We start from the raw sequence: 16,743 nt of genomic DNA on the forward strand, positions 1-16,743 counted from the left end.
CTGCTCGCGGCCTTCCCGCGGGCGCAGCTCGCAGTGGATGAGGGAGGTGCGCACGTCCTCGACGGACCCGAGCGCGAAGTGCTCGAACAGCACGGGGTTCTGGCTGGTGAGGAAGGACTGGCGATCGTCCAGCTCGCGCACACACGCCTCCACCCAGCGCGGGTGGAGGCCCGAGGCCAGCTCGTCCGCGATGATGAAGTCCTCGTTGACGTCCAGGTGGTACAGGAAGGACAGCAGCCGCTTCTGCCCGTGGCTGAGGTGCTCGTGTGACACCCCCGAGCCATCCCGCCGGAGGAAGCTGAAGCCGAAGCGCCCGAACTCCAGACGCCCGCCCCCCTCGTAGCTGCGCTTGCCGAGCAGCTCCACCCGGAAGCGCCCCGAGGCGAAGCCGGCCAGGGCGATGAACTTCGCGAGGAAGCCGTGCTCGACCTCCTCGGGGAGGATGTCGATGACGTCGGCCAGGGGCCCCCGGGCCACCCGCTCCCGGAGCAGCCCCGGCATCCACGTGGGCAGCCCCATCAGCCCGAGGGGGAACACCTCCTCGCCCCGCATCTCCATGCCGTATTCAATCTTGCCGATCCGCTCGAAGGAGCCGAGCACCTCGTCGAAGCGCGAGGGGGCGAGCAGGAAGGTGCGGCGCAGCAGCTCCTTGAGCCGGTCCTTGACCCGGGGCTCGAGGGACTGGGCCGTCATGAAGAGCACCACCCACACGGTGCGATCCAACAGGGACCAGCGCATGGACTGGGCGTAGGCGGGCTGGCCATCCACCTCCCAGGTGATGCCCGAGGCATCAGCGCGCATCACCAGCCGGGAGGCGGGCTCGTGGAGCTGGAGGACCAGCTCCATGAACGGGTCGAGCGCTGGCACGGGCTCCGGGGTGCGCGGGTTGAGGAGCGCCAGCTTGTCGTGGGGGGAGAGTCGCGGCCGGGTGGGGGAGTGCGCCTCGTTGCGCACGGAGATGTGGAGGTCCATGCCCGGGAAGGCGAGGCCGTACTCCAGGGAGAACTCCTCGCGGAGCAGCCCGGAGAAGTCCGCGGCGAGGACGAGGGAGAGCAGGTCCAGCAGCATCGTCCTGCCCGTGCCGTTCTCACCGAGCACCAGGTTGAGGGACGGGCTGAACACGAGCTCGGAGCCAGGAGCGACGTCGCGGTACCTGTGGATTTTGAGCTTCGTGAGCTTCATGGAGGGCTCTTCGGGTTCCTGGGTCCGCGAGGGGGAGCCAGGATAGCGGCCCGTCTCCTCCGGTTCATCGCGCCGTTCCAGGAGGCGTTCATGGTGGGCATTCGAGGTCCGCCCAATGGCAGCGCCGGAGGGTTTCTCCGCGACGTTTATGAATAGTCATCAGAGAAAATCGAGAAAATCAGAAGCTCGCCTTGAAACCCCAGCAACATGCATGTCAAGAAAGAAGCCTCTTCTTCGGAGAGGTGCGAGTTGAGCAACGGGTTCTTGAGGACGTTCTGTGTGGCGTGGCTCGGTGCGAGCCTGGCCGCGTGCGGTTCGATGCAGGAGGGCGAGGCGCCCGTGAGCGCGGGCGACGACTCGGACATCCGGTCCGCGCTGGCTCGCATCAAGGGGGCCCAGGTGCTGGGCAGCGACGAGGGCGTTCCCTACGCCATCCGCGGTCAGTTCGGTCGGGCGGCCCAGGCACAGGGCACGCTGGCGCGCGCGGCGGAGCTGGATGTGCGCGAGGCGCTGAGCCTCGTGGCCCCGGTGTTCCGGCTGAGCGAGAACGACCTGGTGCTCAAGCGCGCCTCGGTGGACGAGCAGGGCCACCGCCACCTGCGCTTCCAGCAGACGCTCAACGGCCTGCCGGTGGTGGGCGGCGAGCTCGTCGTGCACGTGGACGCGGCGGGCAATGTCTACGGGGCCAACGGCTCGGCCCGGAATGGCTCGCGGGCGTCCACCCAGGCGAAGGTCGCCCCCGAGGCCGCGCTGCGCGCCGCCGTGGACGGCTCCTCCGCGCGCGGTGCCTCCGCCGAGGGCGGGGCGAAGCAGGTCTACCTGCGCTCCGAGGGCAGCCAGGAGCCGCGGCTGGCCTACGAGGTGCGCGTGAAGGGCGAGCGCCACGGCATGCCCGCCGATGAGCTCGTCTACGTGGACGCGGAGCGCGGCGGCATCCTGCTCGTCAACCCGCTCATCCACACGGCGATGAACCGCAAGGTGTACTCGGCCAACAACGGCACCACCACGCCGGGCACCCTCAAGCGCAGCGAGGGCCAGGCGGCCATCGGTGACGCGCACGTCGACACCAACTACGACATGCTGGGCAAGACCTACGAGTGCTACAACGTGCTCTTCGGTCGCGACTCGTACAACAACGCGGGCGCCGTCCTCACCAGCACCGTCCACTACGGCTCCAACTACGTCAACGCCTACTGGGACGGCACCCAGATGGTGTACGGCGATGGCAACGGCACGGACTCCATCGAGCTGGGCAAGGACCTGGACGTGACGGTCCACGAGCTCACCCACGCCGTGACGGACACCGAGTCGGACCTCGTGTACTCGGGTGAGTCCGGTGGCCTCAACGAGTCCATGTCCGACATCTTCGCCGGCGTGTGCGAGAGCTGGACGCGCGGCTGGGCCGTGGACGCGGACGTCTTCAAGATTGGCGAGGACATCTGGACGCCCGCCACCGCAGGTGACGCGCTCCGCTACATGGACGACCCGGCCAAGGACGGCGTGTCGCTCGACTTCTTCGGCGACTACTCCTCGGGCGTGGACGTGCACTACAGCTCGGGCATCAGCAACCTGGTGTTCTCGCTGCTCTCCAAGGGCGGCACGCACCCGCGTGGCAAGTCGGTCAACGTCGTGCCGGCGATTGGCCCGGAGAAGGCCGGCCGCATCTTCTACAAGGCCAACACGGACCTGTTCGTCGCCAGCACCACCTTCGAGCAGGCCAAGACGTACACCCTCCAGGCCACCGAGGCCCTCTATGGCGCGGGCTCGGCCGAGGCCGTGGCCGTCAACGAGGCCTGGAAGGCCGTGGGCGTGCCTCCTCCGCCGCCCGTGGTCAACCCGCTCTCCAATGGCGTGCCGGTGAGCAGCCTCTCCGGCAGCTCCGGCAACAAGAAGTACTACGCGCTCGAGGTGCCCGCCGGTCAGCCGAGCGTGGCCTTCGAGATCAGCGGTGGCACGGGTGACGCGGACCTGTACGTGCGCTACGGCGCCGTGCCGAGCTCCAGCACCTACGACTGCCGTCCGTACAAGAGCGGCAACGCGGAGCTCTGCTCCTTCACCAACCCGCAGGCGGGCACCTGGTACGTGATGCTCAACGCCTACTCGACGTACTCGGGCGTCACCCTCAAGGGCAGCTACAGCGGCTCGGACGGCGGTGGCGGCGGCACCGGCACGCCGGTGACCGAGACGGTCAGCGGCTCCGTGGGCAAGAACACCAACGTCAACCACGGCCCGTACAGCGTGGTGGCCGGCTCCACCTTCACGGTGACCATGACGGGCACGCGCAACCCCGACCTGTACGTGCGCTTCGGCTCGGCGCCCACCACCAGCCTCTATGACTGCCGCCCGGCCACGAGTGGTGCCTCCGAGACGTGCACCCTGACGGTGCCGGCCGGCCAGAGCAGCGCCTACGTCATGGTGCGCGGCGCCGGCTCGGGCACGGCCAGCTACAGCCTGACCCTCAACTACACCAGGCCGTAACCCGGCTGGACGGTAGGGAGTGAACGGCGGGCGGTCCTTCCTCACGGAGGGGCCGCCCGTCGTCTTTCAGGACTCCAGCTCGGGCCGGGTGGCGCGGTGCAGCAGCGCGGTCCGGCTGTCCACGCCCAGCTTGTCGAAGATGCGCTGGAGGTGCTTCTTCACGGTGCCCAGGCTGCAGCCGAGCTCGTCGGCGATGAGCTGGTTGTCCCAGCCCCGGAGGACGCAGGTCACCACCTCGACCTCTCGCTCGGTGAGGCGCTGACGCCACGACTCCGGCAGGGGCGGGGTGTTCGACATCTCCTGGAGCACGAGGGCCCAGGGCCTCGTGCCGCTGGCGTCCACGGGAAGGGGCACGTAGGAGACGCGCAGTTCCATGCCGGGGCCCGTGCGCGTCCAGGTGTCGGGTGTGCTGGCCCCTCGCGCGGCGGCGTCCACCAGCCGCGCGAGCTGCTCCCTCAGGACTCCTGGCAGCCCGCCCGGTCCTCGCTCCATGGGGGCGAACCACCGCTCCAGCAGCACGGTGGCTCGGGCCGTGCGCATCAGCTCGGTGTCCGGCGGACGCAGGACGATCGACTCGGCGCCCTGGTGGTGGAAGAGGGACTCCAGCAGCGCGCCCCGGCGGCTCACCTCGCCGAGCATCTTGCAGTTGCGCATCGTGCTGGCCAGCACTGGCGTCAGGCGTTGCAGCAGCGCCCGGTCCCGCTCCGAGAAGGGCCGGGGGCTGTCCCGGTACAGGGTGATGCCGCCGTGCCAGGCGTGCTTCATGTCCAGCAGCACGGCCATGACGTGCTCCAGCGGCATCTCCAGCTCGCGGCAGCGCCGGTACAGCAGGCTGCGCTGGAGCTCCGGCCGCGGCAGCATCTCCGAGTCGCGCAGCACCACGTTGGGCTGGCGCGCCACGGCGCCCCGGACGAAGTCCTCGTGCGCGAACTCGTGGTAGTGCGAGAAGAACTCCAGGGGCATCTTCGCCACGGCCCACTCGTAGCCGCCGGGGCGGTCCGGGTCGGACACGCAGAGCGCCGCATAGTCCGCCGGGAGCAGTCGCGACAGCACCGTGTATGCCCGCGGCAGCACCTCGGACAGCTCCAGCGAGCTGCTCAGTGCTTCCACGAGCTGCAGGGTGAGCTCCTGCTCATCCAACATACGGCATCGCCCCCGAATGAAAAATGACCAGGAGGCTACGCTACGCCGCCTCCCGAGCGGAGGAAAGGCCTCCCCGGCGGACGTGTCGGACAGTCAGCGGCGAGGCTTGCCCGGCAGCCGGCGCACCAGGTTCAACAGCCGGAGCGTCGAGTGCAGGCCGCCCTGGATTTCCCAGGGGTCGATCTTGTCTCCCCCATTGGTGAACTGGGGCGAGAGCACGAAGACCCGGACCCGGGCTTGCGCCATCATCCCGTGGAAGCGCGCATCCCTCAGCAGGCCGCCGCTCAACCGCAGCTGCGGCGAGGGCTGGAAGTAGTCCAGGTCCAAGGAGATCCAATCCGTCCCGGTCGCGCCGGGCCGCTCGAGCACCTGCCGCCAGTGCAGCTCCCCGGTGTCCACGAACCAGGGCACGCGCAGGGAGGCGTCCACGTTCCGGCCCGTCATCCAGGGCCGGTGCTCGGCCTGGGCGGTGGTGAAGAAGACGTCCTGCTCGGTGAGCACGGGCTCGGCGCCCTCCGGCCGCTTGAGCCCCTCGAGGAGCTTCCACCAGGTGGCCGCCTGCGGGGGCGTGCGCGACTCGAGGAAGCTGTCCTTGCACCAGTCGGAGTGGCGATCCGCGTGGAAGAGGGCGCGCGGCAGCTCCCCCGTCGTGCGGTAGTGGTAGAGGGCCACGTCGAGCATGTGGTGGTCGCGCAGCACGTAGTCCGTCTGCCCGGCGCGGCCCCTCATCACCCGGACGTCGCCCCGCAGCACCGCGTCGAGCTCGCGCATCGTGAGCGCCTCCCGCCACGCGTGCTCCGCGAAGGTGTGCTGCTGCCCCGCGTAGGGCTTCTCACCCGCCTCGCCGACCACGTCCTCCGGGCCGGACCAGCGGTGGATCCGCTGCTCGAAACGCTCCGCCCCTTCGTCCCCGAGAACCTCACGGGCGACCTGCCGGATGTCACTCCGAGTCCCAGGCGCGGGAAGCTCCGGGGTGACCGCGCGCAGCGGGAACGCGTAGGCCGCGTCGGTCGGCTTCTTCCAGTCGGAGTAGCGGGTGAGCACGGACGGGGTCCTCGGAGGCCGCCTGTCGGGTAACCAGGGGAGCACGGCGGGGGCGGCGGACTACCGGGAACGCCCGAGCCGCCGGGGAAATTGCCGGGGCCGCCCGTCAGGCGTTGAGGCCGACTTGACCCTGGAGATCCTCGAGGATGGCCTGGTGCAGTCGCGCCCGCTCGGCCGCGAGGAAGAAGTGGTTGCCCGGGAACATGCGCAGCCGGAAGTCGGTGGTGGTCTGCTGGCTCCACGCCTCCGCCTCCGCGGGGCTGACCTCGGGGTCCTCCCAGGCGCCGAAGGACGAGATGGGCACGTCCAGCGGGGGCTCCTCGGCGTAGCGGTAGCTCTCGGCGACGAGCAGATCCGCGCGCAACGCGGGCAGCACCGTGTCCCGCACGTCGTCACTGGCGAGCACCTCCCGGGGGGCGCCATAGCGGCTGGCGATCTGCTCCAGGAACTCCGCGTCCGACAGGTGGCTGATGGGCGGGGCGGGCCGGGGCCGCATGTGCAGCGCCGGGCAGGCCGACAGGAAGAGGCGCAGCGGCAGGGGGCCGCCCTGGCGGCGCAGCCAGCGCGTCAGCTCGAAGGCGGTGATGCCGCCGAAGCTGTGCCCGAAGAAGACGGAGGGGCGATCCTTGAGGAAGGGGCGCACCATGCTCGCCACCTTCTCGAGCAGCTCGGGGAAGGCGGTGATGGGGGGCTCGGCGCGGCGGCTGGCCCGGCCCGGCAGCTCGATGGGACAGACCTCGATGGAGGCGGGGAGCTGCTTCGTCCACAGCCGGAAGAGCGAGGAGTCACCCCCCGCGAAGTGGAAGCAGAACAGGCGGAGGTTGGCCTGCGGGCGCGGCTCGGGACAGGTCACCCAGCGGCGGTAGACGGGAGGAACGAGCATGCGGGTGACGTCATGCTGCGGAGTACAGGGGGTCCCGTCAATCCCCCTGGGTCGGGGCGCACCCGAGGCGGCGCGTCAGTCGCCCGGCTACCATGGCCGAGCATCTCGGGTGCCCGGCCCGCTCACCGCCGGGGCGCTCGTTCACACTCCGTATGGGGGAAATCGACATGGGTATGCTGAATGGCAAGGTAATCCTCGTGACGGGCGCGAGCTCGGGCATCGGCCGGGCCACGGCCATCGCGCTCGCCGCCGAGGGCGCCAAGGTGGTCGCGAGCGCGCGACGCGAGGACAAGGGCCGCGAGCTCGTGGCCCACATCCGGCAGCTCGGGGGCGAGGTCACCTGGGTCACCGCCGACATGCACGTCGAGCGCGACATCGAGGCGCTCGTGGGCAGCACCCTCTCCACCTATGGCCGCCTCGACTGCGCCTTCAACAACGCCGGTGCCGGCGTGATGAAGCCGCTCACCGAGATGACCAATGAGGAGTACGACCTGGTGATGAACACCAACCTGCGCGGCGCCTTCTGGTGCATGAAGTACCAGCTCAAGGCGATGCTCGAGAGCGGCGGGGGCTCCATCGTCAACTGCGCCTCGGTGGGCGCCTCGCGCGCCCTGCCGGGGCTCGCCGGCTACAGCGCCACCAAGGCGGGCCTCCTCGCGCTCACGCGCGGTGCCGCCATCGACTACGCGCAGAAGGGCATCCGGGTGAACGCGGTGAGCCCCGGCGTCGTCGAGTCGGAGATGGCCACCGAGGGCTGGCGGCTCGATGATCCGCAGGGGCGCGCCTTCGCCGCCTCGCTCCACCCGATGAACCGCGTGGGCACGCCCGAGGAGGTGGCCGGGCTCGTCGCCTTCCTCTTCAGCGACAAGGCCTCCTTCGTCACCGGCCAGGACTTCGCCGTCGACGGTGGGTTTACCGCCGCCGCGGGCGTCTCCCCCTCCCTGGTGGGGCGTACCGGCTGAGACCGCCTCCCCGGGGGCATGACTCAGTCCCAGGCGGAGAGCCGGTCGAAGTCCTCGGCCGTGTAGTGGATGCTGTCCAGCCCGTTGGTCAGCCACGCGCCCTTCAGGCCGAAGTGCTCGCGCATGCCCCGGTAGGCTTGCACGTCGGTGAGGCTCGGGGCGAGCGCTCCGCCGATCTCATTCACCGAGTCCTCGGTGGTGTACATGCGGTCCCCCGGCACGCGGTCGAACATGAAGGGGTGGTTGTGGAGGTGCGCCACCGGCTCGAAGCCGTTGGCCACGTCCGCGACCACCCGGTCCCTCACCTCGTGCCGCAGCTTGCCGCCGACACTGTCACTGCCCGACAGGTACACCCGGAGTCGCCCGTGGCCGCGCAGGATGTACGCCCCGAACTCGGTGGGGTGCGCGAGCATGGGGTAGCGGTGCGCCTGGCGTTGGAAGAGCCGCCACTCCAGGCAGGACGCGGGGCCCTCCTGGCCAGCGCTTCCATCGAGGACGCGCCCGGTGTTCTCCGACTCGCGGTGCCTGCGCTTGTCGGCCATCGTGAGCTGAAGGTCATGCTGGCGTTGGAGCAGGGCACGTTGCCGCACGCCCTGCTCCCCAATCCTCGTCACCAGCGCCGCGCGGTATTGCTCGCGCTCGGCGTCCATGGGCGCGGGTGCCCACCACGCGGGCGCATCCGGCAGATCGAAGAACTCATTCAGCTCTCCCGGTTTGGGCTCCTCCACCGCGATGAGCTCGGGTGGGGTGTCGAGCACACACGCCGGAGCCTCTTGGGGGAGGGTGCTCGCACGCGGGGCATGGCAGGCCGTGGCCAGGACGGCGCCAAGAATCCAGGGGATGACTCTCATGGTGTGGCAGCCTAACCATGTCGCGAGCGGTCCCCGACCGGTTTTACGGGCGTGCGGCGAGCCACGCATCCACGGACTCGAGCACGCGCGCTCCCGCGTCGCCCGCCTCGAGGGCGAGGGCCCGTGCCTCGTGCGCCAGCCGCAGCGCCCGGGCCCGGTCCTCCTTCGCGTCCCACAGCGCCCGCGCGAGGAAGAGGCGGGTGTTGACGCGCTCGACGGGTGTGGGCTTCGCGCGCTCCCAGCCGGCCAGCACCTTCTCCAGGGGCACCCGTGCGTCCCGGGGTTGCTTCGCCTCCAGGAGCGCCCGGCCCAGGTCCAGGTGGGCCCCCGTCCAGCCGGAGAGGGCGTCATCGGGCTGGGCGGTTTGAATGGCGACGGCCCGCTCGAAGTGCGGCAGTGCCTCGCGGTGCTTGCCCTGCTTGCGCAGCGTGTTGCCCAGGTAGCGCAGCACCGGCACGAGATGCGGGTGGCTCGGCCCGAGCTTCTTCTCCTTGCGCACCAGCACGTCCTGGAAGCGGGCCAGCGCTTCGTCCAGCCGCCCCTGCTGCGAGAGGACTCCGGCGATGTTGTGCTCGAGCGACGCCGCGCCGGAGCTGTCCGGGCCCTCCGTCTTCTCCACGATGCGCAGGGCGCGCTCGAAGAGGGACAGCGCCTCGTCCAGCCGCTTCTGCGATTGGAGCGCCAGGGCGAGCAGGTTGAGGGCATCTCCCACGCCGGGGTGCTCCGGGCCGAGCGAGCGCTCCAGCGACTCCAGCGCGCCGCGAGACAGCCGCTCCGCCTCGGGCAAGTCTCGCTCCTGCCAGTGCGCCTCGGCGAGCGCGAGCCGGGCCCGCGCCACGTCCGGGTGCTCCTCGCCCAGGGCCTCGCGGCGCAGCTCCACCGCGCGCTTCAGGTGTCCGAGCCCCTCGTCCACACGGCCCTGAGCCAGCCGCGCGCTGCCCAGGTCCTGGCGCACGTCCGCCGCCTCCAGGCTGTCGGGACCGAAGGCCTTCTCCAGCCGCGCGAGCGCCGCTTCCTGCTGCTCGGCGGCCTCGGCGTAGCGGCCCTCCGCGTACAGCGTGGTGGCCGCGTAGGTGAGGAGCCGGGCGCGCAGCACCTCGTTGCCGCCCAGACGCTCGATGGCCACCTCGGCGCGCTCGTGCCAGCGGTGGGCCAGGTCGTACCGCTCCAGCTTCTCGCCCGTCACGCTCACCAGCAGCGTCCAGGCGCGCGCGGCGGCCTCGTCGTTGCGCCCGGACTCCGCGGCTCGCAGCGCCTCGAAGAGGGCGGACTCCGCGCCCTGCCAGTCGCCGGCCTTGTCGCGCAGTTCGCCCAACAGGAGGAAGGCGTCGGCGGTGACGTAGCGGTGGCCCGAGGCCTTCGCCGCCGTCGCCACGGGCTCCACCAGGGCCACGCCTTGGGTGTACTTGCCCGCCGCCTTGAGCACCCGGGCCTGCACCAGCGTCCGGCGGAGCGCCTCCGCGCGCTCGCGGGCCGCCGGCTCCGAGGGGAGGGGCCCCGCGGAGGGCGCGGCGACCTCGGCGCAGTCGGCCACGGGGGGAAGCCCCTTCGCCGCGCGCGCCGCCTGCTCGACCACCTCCGCGTCCGCCTGGGTGAAGAGCCGGGCGAGCGCGCTCACCTCCGCGAGCCGTCCGTCCAGGCAGCGCAGGCGCTGGGCGAGTACCTCCTCGGACTGCTCGTGCCGCACCCGGGTGGCCTCGCACGCGGCGGTGCGTTCCGTGGTCCACGCGGTGGTGTAGGCGTCGAGCGACTGCCGCACGCGCAGCCAGGCCGTGGCGGCGAAGGGCTTGCCGGTGGCGAGGAAGGCGGCCTCGATGCGCTGACGGCTCGTGGCGTCCCACACGCCATCGAATACCTGGGCCGTGTCTCCGCAGCTCCGGGCGTCGGCCGTATGGACCGCGTGGGTGACGCCGACAGCGCCCAACACCAGGGCGAGGCCCCCCATCTGGCGCAGGCGCCGCTTCGCGCGCACGGACGGGTCGTCCGACAGCGCGGCGAGCAGTGCCTCCAGGGAGGCGTGGCGCTCCGTGGGTGAGACGGCCAACCCGCGCAGTACCACGCGCCGCAGCCACGGCGGCACGGGGGAGCCCTTGGGGGAGGGGAGGACCCGGCCGGCGCGGGCCTCGTCCGACACCTCTCGCACGCTGGAGCCGGCGAAGGGGCGCTCGCCGTAGAGGGCCTCGTAGAGGGACACGCAGAAGGCGAACTGGTCGCTCCGGGCATCGGCACGGCCTCCGGAGGCGAGCAGCTCCGGGGCCATGTAGGCGGGAGTGCCGCCAGCCACGGGCGTCTCCTCCGCGCTGGAGGCGTCCGAGGCGGTGTGGGCGAGTCCGAAGTCGGTGATGCGGACCCGGCCCTCCGTGCCCACCAGGAGGTTCTCGGGTTTGAAGTCCCCATGCACCACACCGGCCGCATGCGCGGCGGCAAGGCCCCGGCCCGCGTCCGTGAAGAGGGTGAGCACCTGACGCCACGAGCGAGGGGACTCCTTCAGCCACAGGCGCAGGGTCTGGGCTTGCACCAGCTCCATGGCGAGGAAGATCTGCTGGCCAAAGGTGCCCACGTCGTAGACGGGCACCACGTTGGGGTGGGAGACGCGGGCCATGGCCTGCGCTTCCCGCAGCAGATGCTGGCGGCCCTCCTCCGCGTCGAGTCCGAGGGCCGTGACGCGCAGCAGCTTCAGCGCGACCCGCCTGTCGAGCTCCGGGTCATAGGCGGCGTACACCACGCCCATGCCCCCGGCGGCCAGCTTCTCCAGGACGAGGTAGCGGCCCACGGCGGTGCCACGCTCCAGCACGGCCTCCGCGGCGGGGAGGCGATTGGGGCGCTCCGGCGTCGCCATGGACACGGGCCGGAGGGGAGTGGCCCGCGAGGCAGTGGGCGTGTGGGCGCGCAGGCCGTCCGCGACCAGCCGACGGCAGGAGGGGCACGCGTCCAGGTGCGCGTCGACTTCCGCCGCGCGTGCCGGCGACAGCTCGCCCAGCAGCAGCTCCGTGAAGGTGGCTTCGTCCAGGCAGGGCATGAGCAGTTGGGCCGTACACTCAACCCTACCACTTCGCTTGGTTCTCCATGAGACCGTGCCGGGACTGGCACGCCTTGGGTGAGTCGGGTATCTCCGAAATTGGCTTCGAAGGCGCGCTGCGCCCGTGGGCCTGGGGTGGACAATGCACGCTGACTCGCCGCGGGCCCGGAGGGTGGGGCTGCTGCTCGCCATGACCCTGCTGTCCACCGGCTGTGCGTCGCTGACACCACCGCGATGAAGCGGAGTCTAAGCGGCAGCGCACCCTCGTGGCCCAGCTCGCGTTTCTCAAGGTCGTTGGCGACGTATCGGGCTCCACGCGCCGCATCTCAGGCGAGTTCTCCAGACTGGCAGCTGGGGCGCACATGGCCCGGCGAATGGAACCAGATGATCATGAAGGTGCTGCGCGCCACCGAGATCGAGGCGGGTCGAACGTTGACACGAAGCGAGGTCCTGAAGGTCGTCGCGGGGTATATGAAGGAGTACAAGATCCCGATGAGTTTCACGCCCTGGGGTGGAAAATGAGCGAGGACCGTTCTTGGGAGGGCAACTGGAAGGTGCGCCTCTATGAGCGGGTCCGCGAGCGAGGTTATGACTCGCTGACCGCCTTCGCCGAGGCACGCCCTACCGCCTCGCTGGTGGCGCTGGCCGATGAGCTTGGCGAGGATGACATCGCCGCGGTGCAGGTGTTCAGCGGGTTGGTCGCCGAGGCGGAGCGAAGCCGGCAGGTCACACGGTTGGTGCGCGGGCAGCTCGTGCGTGAGCTGTCCCAGCATCTCCCGAGCGGCTGGCCGGCCGTGCTGGACGATGCCAACCGCTTCGATGTCGCTCATGCACTTGCCCGTTGGGGTACCTACACTCCAGAAACTCATCAAAAGCGCGTCGAGCAAGCCAGGGCTGCGCTCCGCGCTGCGCCGCCGCCGCCCGGCTGGCGCCCGCTAGGTCCCGACGACGAGCTGCTGCGCACGCTCCTGCCTGACGAGGAAGTCTAAGTTCAACTCACTGCTTCGGCTTCGTCAGCGTGAGCACCTGGGTGAACGTCCGGTCTCCATTGGGGGTGGTGGCCAGCACACCGCTCGCACCCACGAAGGTGCCCGTGCCACCGATGATCGGGATCAGCGAGGTGCCGCTCTCGGCTTCCCGGCCCGCGACGGTGATGGTGCCGTCGGCCATCGTGAGCGTCCACTGGCACTCGCTGAACTGACCGGGCAGCGTCCGGACGCAGTAACCACTGTTCGAGCCAATGTTCTGCTGGGACGCATTCAGCAACGGCTGGTCAAACACGAACATGTCGCCCGGAGAATCGCCCGGCTCGCCCAGATCAACCGGCTTGGCGATGCCACTGCGGGCATCGGCGATGGTGGTCAGCGTCCAGGCTTCCTCCGCGGGGCCGTTGTTGGCACAGCCCAGCATCGGCATGGCAAGGGCCGCCATGAGCATCATCTTGCGCATCGTGTCGCTCCTTTGAGGTGGCTCATTCGAGAGCCGGCTCGGGCGCGTAGCACGGCTCGTCAGTCTTCCACCACCACCGTCACAGGCTGGCTGACCTGGGGGCGGTGCACCATGGCGGCGGTGATGACATGCTGGCCGGGGCGCACGCTCCAGCGGAACTCGTGGGGCCAGCTCACCGTGGCCACTGGCACGCCGTCCACCAGCCACACGATGGGCTCCGTGCTCGGTGTCACGTCCGCCGTCAGCCGCAGCGTCGAGGCCGACGCGGGCGTGTCCGGGTCGTACAGCAGGCGTACCGTCCCCCTCGGCTCGCGGATGGCCACCTTCGGCTCCAGTTGTTCCGGATGGGTCGGGCAGAGCGGGCTCTCCCGCAGCGGCGCGATGTCCAGGTGCTGCCGCCGCGCCCACTGCTCGTACTCCTCGGGCAGCGCCAGCATCACCCGCGTCACCACCTCGCGCTCCGGGCAGGTGGGGCCCGCCCGCAGGCCGTTGCGCCGGTCCAGCTTCACGCGCGCGTGGAAGGGGCAGGGCTCCGTCGGGGCCGTGCCCGGGACGAACCACTCGCTCTTGCGGTGGGCACAGTCCGGTCCGGCCAGCCGGCCCGACAGCGGGCACACGTCGACGGCCAGTGCGCCTCCGGGCGGCGCGAAGGTGTCGAGCACGGGCCGGTAGGGGCGCCACTCGGGCATCACCGCGTCCAGGATTTCATGCACCGCGCCAGCCGCGCCCATGAGCCCGCCCAGGCCATTCATCCGGCGCCAGTCGTGGTTGCCCACCCACACCGCCACGAGCAGCCGATCGCTGAAGGCCACCGCCCACGCGTCCCGGTAGCCCTGGCTGGTGCCTGTCTTCACCGCCACGGCGTAGGGGTAATCCAAGGCGCTGCCCGCGGCGAACGTCGGCCGCCGGGCCAGCGGATCCGCGAGGATGTGGCGCACCAGTTGGGCCGCCTCGCGCGTCATCAGCCGGCGAGAGGGGGCCACGGGCTCGTCGACGAAGCGCCGCAGTGGGCGCGTCTCTCCCTCGTGGGCGAGCACCAGGTACAGCCCCGTCAGCTCCTCCAGCGTGACGTGTAGGTTGCCCACCGCCAGCCCGAGCCCGTACCGGTCCGGCTCGTACGAGATGCCGCCCGCGCCCGCCTTCTCCAGGAAGCGCAGCGTGGACTCCACACCCACCTCTTCCAGCACGCGCAGCGCGGGGATGTTGCGCGAGTTGCTCAACGCCTCGCGCAGCAGCATGGGCCCGAGGAAGTTGTGGTTGACGTTCTCCGGCAGGTAGCTGCGTCCGCTCTCCGTCCGCACGTCCATCGGCGTATCCGCCAGCTCGGTGGCGGCGGTGACGGAGCCCTTCTCCAGTGCCAGTCCGTAGATGAAGGGCTTGAGCGTGGAGCCCGGCGAGCGCCGCTGCTTCACGAAGTCGATGGCGCCCCGGTGCTCCTCGCTGAAGAAGTCCCGCGAGCCCACATACGCGAGGACGTCCCCCGTCTCCGTGTCCACCACCAGCGCGGCGGTGTTGCCCGCCCCCGTGCCATCCAGCCGGTTGAGGTTGAGCTGGAGGATGTTCGCCACCTTCGACTGAATCTCCAGGTCGAGCGTGGCCGTGGAGATGGGCTCGGGGCGCGCGCGGGACAGCGCGCTCCACTCCAACACCGCGTGCAGCGCCTCGGGCATGCGCTGGGGCCGGGGCACGAGGCCGAGGTCCGCCTGCCGGGCCTGCTCCCAGTCCTCGCGCGAGAGGACGCCCTTCTCGTGCAGGGCTCGGAGGATGCGGTGGCTGCGCTTGAGGGCGCGCCGCAGGCCCTCCTCCGTGTACGGGTTCATCCGTCCGGGAAGCTGCGGCAGGCCCGCGAGGAAGGCCGCCTGCGCCCACGACAGGTCCTCCACGGGCTTGTCGAAGTAGAGGCGCGCCGCGCGCACCACCCCGTGTACCCGGTTGCCGTACGGGGCGATGGCCAGGTACTGGCGCAGCACCTTCTCGTGCCCGTGCCGCCGCACCAGCAGCAGGGCCTCCACCGCCTCGCGGGCCTTGCGTCCCAGGTTGCGCTCCCCGGGCGTCTGCATCCGCGCCACCTGCATGGCCAGCGTGGACGCCCCGGAGATGACGCGCAGGTTGCGCACGTTCTGCACCAGCGCTCGCCCCACCGACGGCAGGTACACGCCCGGGTGCTCGTAGAAGTGCCGATCCTCGGTGGTGAGCGTGGCCTGGACGATGCGCTCGGGCAGCACGTAGGGCATCGGCCAGTAGCCGAGCTCCTCGCCCGCTCCGGGCACCTCGCCCAGGTACGCGCCCCGCCGGTCCAGCACGAGGCGCGAGGGCTCGTAGGCGAGCAGCCCGTCCTGGAGGCGGGAGCCGCACCAGGCGCCCACCGCCACCAGCACGAGGGCGACGGCCGCCGCCCTCCGCCAGCGTGTGCTCCTACTTCTCATGCTCTCCCTTCACCACGACGCGCAGGCCCTCGCCGCGGCCCCGCACCGTCTCCCGGTACATCATCTCGGCGTAGGGGGCGGGGTGGACGAAGGAGCCCTCGGTGGCGGCGCGCACCCGGAAGTGGAAGGTGTGCGTGCCACGTGGCAGCCGCAGGAAGTAGTAGCGCACCTCGTGGTCCAGCCGCTGCACGTAGGCCGGCTGCGTCGAGTCCGCCTGCGACGGCTTCGCGTCCGAGGAGGCATTCGCCAGCTCGGGGTTGAGGGGCTCCAGGCCCGCGGCGAAGGGCACCACCAGGGCCACGTGGTTGCGGTCCTCGTCGGTGACGAGCCGCGCGTGCAGCTCGAGGATGTCGCCCACCGCCAGCTCCCTCACCTCGCCGGCCTTGTCGTCGAAGTACGTCTGCTCCGAGCCGTCCGCGTGCAGCCAGGTGGTGTTGCGCGAGACGATGAAGCCCTGCTTGAGCGGCTCCACCTTGTCTCCCGGCGTGGCCGGCACGTAGCGGGCCTCCACGCGCACGCCCACCGGCCCGCCCTTCACCGTGGCGGACAGGGGCGCATCGCCCGTCACCTCGCTGGAGGCCGTCTTCGTGTCCGCGTTGACGCGGAGGTTCTGCCCCGAGGAGAGCGTCACGGTGGTGTCCGGCACCGCCGGCTTCGCCTTCTCCAGGTACACGGCCAGGGCGGCCAGGGCGCGGCGGTTCTCGTAGGTGCTGCCAAAGCCCAGCTCCGCGTGCGCGTAGGAGAGGAGCGCGTCGCGCACCTGGTCGAGCCGCTCGTTGCTCGGGTCGATCCGCACCAGCGCCTCGAAGACGGACGCCACGCTGGAGGGCTGCGAGCTGATGAAGCCGTAGTAGCCCCACGAGGTGCGGCGCCACTTGAGGCCCTCGAAGACGGGCTTGCCCTTGTTCAGCTTGATGATGACGCTGTCCCACAGCTCCTTGCGCAGCACCTCCAGGTTGGAGCCGTAGCGCGAGGACTGGGTGGACATGGTGCTGGCGAGGTCCGCGAGGCTCTGGATGTCCAGGCGCTCCCGGAGCTGGAAGAGGTCGATGAGGTAGTGCTCGTCCAGCGCGCCCACGCGGGAGAGGGCCCGCAGCGCCGCCGTCTGCTGGCTGTAGCGCCACTCCTGCACGAGGCCCGGGTAGTCGCTGCGCAGCACGCGCTTGAGGCCCTCCACCGCGCGCGTCAGCAGCTTCTCGTCCACCTTCAGGCCCGCGCGCCGGGCCGCGTCGAGGAACTCCACCGCCTGCGCCGTCACCTGCACGTCGCCCGGGCCACCCGGCCAGAACGCGAACAGCCCGCTGGG

The 16,743-nt window shown here is 70.8% G+C and carries 13 protein-coding genes; 4 read left to right on the top strand and 9 right to left on the bottom strand.

The features are described 5' to 3' along the window. Positions 1-1,182: ATP-binding protein (locus VF697_RS04275; RefSeq protein WP_331092194.1), on the bottom strand; the 1,182-nt coding region annotated here is incomplete at its 3' end. Between the two features lie 279 nt (positions 1,183-1,461). Between VF697_RS04275 and VF697_RS04280 the strand changes: the two genes are divergently transcribed. Further along, the gene (locus VF697_RS04280; protein ID WP_331092195.1) at positions 1,462-3,660 is read left to right on the top strand and encodes a M4 family metallopeptidase; all 2,199 of its coding nucleotides are present in this window, start codon (positions 1,462-1,464) and stop codon (positions 3,658-3,660) included. A 66-nt stretch (positions 3,661-3,726) separates the two neighbouring features. Here the strand turns inward: VF697_RS04280 and VF697_RS04285 are convergent, their stop codons facing one another. The 3 genes from VF697_RS04285 to VF697_RS04295 all read right to left on the bottom strand — a co-directional run bounded on the left by VF697_RS04285 (position 3,727) and on the right by VF697_RS04295 (position 6,730). After that, positions 3,727-4,803, bottom strand: coding sequence for a LuxR C-terminal-related transcriptional regulator (locus VF697_RS04285; RefSeq protein WP_331092196.1), 1,077 nt, complete (start codon positions 4,801-4,803; stop codon positions 3,727-3,729). Positions 4,804-4,896: 93 nt separating this feature from the next. Continuing rightward, positions 4,897-5,847, bottom strand: coding sequence for a hypothetical protein (locus VF697_RS04290; RefSeq protein ID WP_331092197.1), 951 nt, complete (start codon positions 5,845-5,847; stop codon positions 4,897-4,899). Between the two features lie 106 nt (positions 5,848-5,953). Continuing rightward, on the bottom strand, positions 5,954-6,730 hold the full coding sequence (locus VF697_RS04295; RefSeq protein WP_331092198.1) for a thioesterase II family protein: 777 nt from the start codon (positions 6,728-6,730) through the stop codon (positions 5,954-5,956). A gap of 167 nt (positions 6,731-6,897) precedes the next feature. Here VF697_RS04295 and VF697_RS04300 point away from each other — a divergent pair, with 167 nt between their 5' ends. After that, positions 6,898-7,692, top strand: coding sequence for a glucose 1-dehydrogenase (locus tag VF697_RS04300; RefSeq protein WP_331092199.1), 795 nt, complete (start codon positions 6,898-6,900; stop codon positions 7,690-7,692). Positions 7,693-7,715: 23 nt separating this feature from the next. On the opposite strand, the gene VF697_RS04305 is transcribed toward VF697_RS04300, so the two are convergent. Together VF697_RS04305 and VF697_RS04310 are read right to left on the bottom strand one after the other, a co-directional pair. Continuing rightward, a complete protein-coding gene (locus tag VF697_RS04305; protein WP_331092200.1) occupies positions 7,716-8,450 on the bottom strand; it encodes a hypothetical protein in 735 nt (244 codons plus the stop codon). 136 nt (positions 8,451-8,586) lie between these two features. Then, positions 8,587-11,562 carry a tetratricopeptide repeat protein gene (locus VF697_RS04310; protein WP_331092201.1) on the bottom strand — a complete coding sequence of 992 codons (2,976 nt, stop codon included), beginning with the start codon at positions 11,560-11,562 and terminating at the stop codon, positions 8,587-8,589. A 390-nt stretch (positions 11,563-11,952) separates the two neighbouring features. Here VF697_RS04310 and VF697_RS04315 point away from each other — a divergent pair, with 390 nt between their 5' ends. Further along, positions 11,953-12,084 (top strand): hypothetical protein, encoded by a 132-nt coding sequence (locus VF697_RS04315; protein WP_331092202.1) that lies wholly within the window; start codon positions 11,953-11,955, stop codon positions 12,082-12,084. Next, positions 12,081-12,551: an NUDIX hydrolase gene (locus tag VF697_RS04320; RefSeq protein WP_331092203.1), complete on the top strand. Its 471-nt coding sequence runs from the start codon at positions 12,081-12,083 to the stop codon at positions 12,549-12,551. The genes VF697_RS04315 and VF697_RS04320 overlap by 4 nt, the downstream gene beginning before the upstream one ends. A 7-nt stretch (positions 12,552-12,558) precedes the next feature. Here the strand turns inward: VF697_RS04320 and VF697_RS04325 are convergent, their stop codons facing one another. The 3 genes from VF697_RS04325 to VF697_RS04335 all read right to left on the bottom strand — a co-directional run. Beyond that, positions 12,559-13,011, bottom strand: coding sequence for a dirigent protein (locus VF697_RS04325; protein ID WP_331092204.1), 453 nt, complete (start codon positions 13,009-13,011; stop codon positions 12,559-12,561). A gap of 59 nt (positions 13,012-13,070) precedes the next feature. Continuing rightward, positions 13,071-15,437: a penicillin-binding protein 1C gene (gene pbpC / locus VF697_RS04330; RefSeq protein WP_331092205.1), complete on the bottom strand. Its 2,367-nt coding sequence runs from the start codon at positions 15,435-15,437 to the stop codon at positions 13,071-13,073. Next, positions 15,427-16,743: hypothetical protein (locus VF697_RS04335; RefSeq protein ID WP_331092206.1), on the bottom strand; the 1,317-nt coding region annotated here is incomplete at its 5' end. The genes VF697_RS04335 and pbpC, both read right to left, overlap by 11 nt.

This window comes from Archangium sp. (assembly GCF_036388035.1).
Classification (GTDB): domain Bacteria; phylum Myxococcota; class Myxococcia; order Myxococcales; family Myxococcaceae; genus Archangium.

Bases quoted from the DNA above. Each gene is read 5' to 3' on its own strand.
- VF697_RS04285 (WP_331092196.1), bottom strand. From the start codon at position 4,803: ATGTTGGATGAGCAGGAGCTCACCCTGCAGCTCGTGGAAGCACTGAGC.
- VF697_RS04295 (WP_331092198.1), bottom strand. From the start codon at position 6,730: ATGCTCGTTCCTCCCGTCTACCGCCGCTGGGTGACCTGTCCCGAGCCG.
- VF697_RS04300 (WP_331092199.1), top strand. From the start codon at position 6,898: ATGGGTATGCTGAATGGCAAGGTAATCCTCGTGACGGGCGCGAGCTCG.
- VF697_RS04310 (WP_331092201.1), bottom strand. From the start codon at position 11,562: ATGCCCTGCCTGGACGAAGCCACCTTCACGGAGCTGCTGCTGGGCGAG.
- VF697_RS04315 (WP_331092202.1), top strand. From the start codon at position 11,953: ATGAAGGTGCTGCGCGCCACCGAGATCGAGGCGGGTCGAACGTTGACA.
- VF697_RS04320 (WP_331092203.1), top strand. From the start codon at position 12,081: ATGAGCGAGGACCGTTCTTGGGAGGGCAACTGGAAGGTGCGCCTCTAT.
- VF697_RS04325 (WP_331092204.1), bottom strand. From the start codon at position 13,011: ATGCGCAAGATGATGCTCATGGCGGCCCTTGCCATGCCGATGCTGGGC.
- pbpC (WP_331092205.1), bottom strand. From the start codon at position 15,437: ATGAGAAGTAGGAGCACACGCTGGCGGAGGGCGGCGGCCGTCGCCCTC.